The following is a 2088-nucleotide window of genomic DNA, read 5'->3' as shown; positions in this document are numbered from 1 at the left end:
CACATTTAACTTCGGGCGTGGTGTCCCAATCGGAAATTACGTCAGACCAATCACCTTCATCATAAAGAAAGAGCAGAGACTATGAAAGCCTCTACTCATATATTAAGAATCAGAATTTGCGCATCTATAAGGTGGAATGTGTTGACAAAAAAATACAGTATGATAGTATTGTCATTAGAAAAAAGGAAGGCACATTCCGTGTAAGGTGAGGAAATGATTAATAGATAATTTAATTTAAGTAAGACACATATAGTTATTGAGCCTGTAGAAAATAGGTTTATTTTTGTGTACGCTTAAGTTGGATTATCGCAAGAGGCATTTCCTTTGCTTTTCCTTAGGGAAAGTAATAAAGGTCTATTTAGCGAGCCTATTTTTGCATATGCAAAAAAGGCTCGTTTTTGTGTGTACAAAAATAATTGACTCGTGTTTCGAAAAGGAGGAACTTTATGTTACAGATAAAGAAATTAAATTTAACACATAAAAAAGACCTGAGAGTAATTCTTGATGATTTCAACCTTGTGCTAAATGATGGAGATAAAGCAGTTATCATTGGAGAAGAAGGGAACGGAAAATCAACATTAATGAAGTGGATATATGATCCATCGCTTATAGAAAACTATATAGAAGCGGATGGGGAAAGAATAATGGGAAACGAACGTCTTGGTTACCTTCCGCAAGAGATGCCCGATGAAGATAAGAAAAAAACCGTATACGAATATTTTTCTGAGGAAGAAATATTCTGGGAGAAAACGCCAAAAGAACTGTCTGTTATTGCAGGGAAATTTGGAATAAAAAATGATTTTTTCTACAGTAGTCAGATGATGGGGAGCCTTTCAGGAGGAGAAAAAGTCAAGGTACAACTCATGCGGCTTTTTATTCGCGATGTTTCTGTGCTATTGTTAGACGAACCTTCAAATGATATTGACATTGCGACGCTTACATTACTGGAAAAAACCATAAATGAATGGAAGCATATTGTGCTTTTTATTTCACACGATGAAACATTGATAGAGCGTACCGCCAACATGGTAATACATATCGAGCAGATTAAGCGAAAAACAGAAGCGAGATATACCGTGGCCAAGCTTCCCTATAGAAACTATGTGGAGGAACGGCTTCATAAATTTGAACTTCAAGAACAGAGGGCACTATGTGACCGTAGGGAAAAAAAGATTCGAGATGAGAAATATCAAAGAGTGTCTCAGAGTGTGCAAAGCGCATTAGCAAATTGTTCCAGACAAGCGCCGTCGGTGGCAAAGAATTTGAAGGACAAAATGCACACAGTTAAGGCTATGGGGCGGAGATTTGAAAGTGAAGACGAAAATATGACGCAAATGCCGGAGCAGGAAGAAGCAATCTTTTTTAAATTAGGAGATAAAAACGCATACATTCCAACAGGGAAAACGGTCATAGAATATGAACTTTCAAAGCTAATGACTCCAGATCGCAAAAGATTTTTGGCAGAAGGAATTTATTTGAAAATAAAAGGATCAGAGAAAATCTGTATTATAGGAGCCAACGGGGCAGGAAAAACGACTCTTCTAAAAAAGATAGCGGAAGAACTTATGAATCGGAATGATATTAAAGCAGAATATATGCCCCAAAATTATGAAGATTTGTTGGAGCTATCTGTTACGCCGGTTGATTACCTTGATAAAACAGGAGATAAAGAAGAGCGTACAAGAATTAGAACATACCTAGGTTCACTTAAATACACGCCAGATGAAATGGAGCATCCTATTCGGGAGTTGTCTGGTGGACAAAAGGCGAAAGTGCTTCTTTTGAGGATGAGTTTAAGTGGTGCGAATGTTCTTATTCTGGATGAGCCTACAAGAAATTTTTCACCATTATCCGGCCCGGTAATAAGAAAAATGCTCCGAGAATTTCCAGGGGCTGTCATTAGCATTTCTCACGATAGAAAGTACATTGAAGAGGTGTGTGATAAAATATATCAGCTAAATCCTAATGGATTACAGTTAATTAGTGTCTGCTCAACAAAGCCTCTCCCAAAATCACGAACAACTTTGGATACCCGCGGAGAGAGGTTACGCTGCTTCGAATTCGATGAAATGGATGGAATCTGATCCG

At 37.8% G+C, this 2088-nt stretch carries 1 protein-coding gene; it reads left to right on the top strand.

All coding sequences use genetic code 11. The annotated features are described in order from the left end of the window. The first annotated feature begins 446 nt into the window (after positions 1-446). The gene (locus ACTQ1N_RS12530; protein ID WP_441956989.1) at positions 447-2084 is read left to right on the top strand and encodes an ATP-binding cassette domain-containing protein; all 1638 of its coding nucleotides are present in this window, start codon (positions 447-449) and stop codon (positions 2082-2084) included. Positions 2085-2088: the final 4 nt, after the last annotated feature.

The sequence above is a fragment of the Porcincola sp. LCP21S3_C12 genome (assembly GCF_052118625.1).
Classification (GTDB): domain Bacteria; phylum Bacillota; class Clostridia; order Lachnospirales; family Lachnospiraceae; genus Porcincola.
The sequence above is the reverse complement of the archived record's forward strand: the minus strand, read 5'-3'. Positions and strand labels throughout refer to the sequence as shown.

Excerpts from the sequence above, each read along its gene's own strand:
- ACTQ1N_RS12530 (WP_441956989.1), top strand. The coding sequence starts at position 447 with ATGTTACAGATAAAGAAATTAAATTTAACACATAAAAAAGACCTGAGA.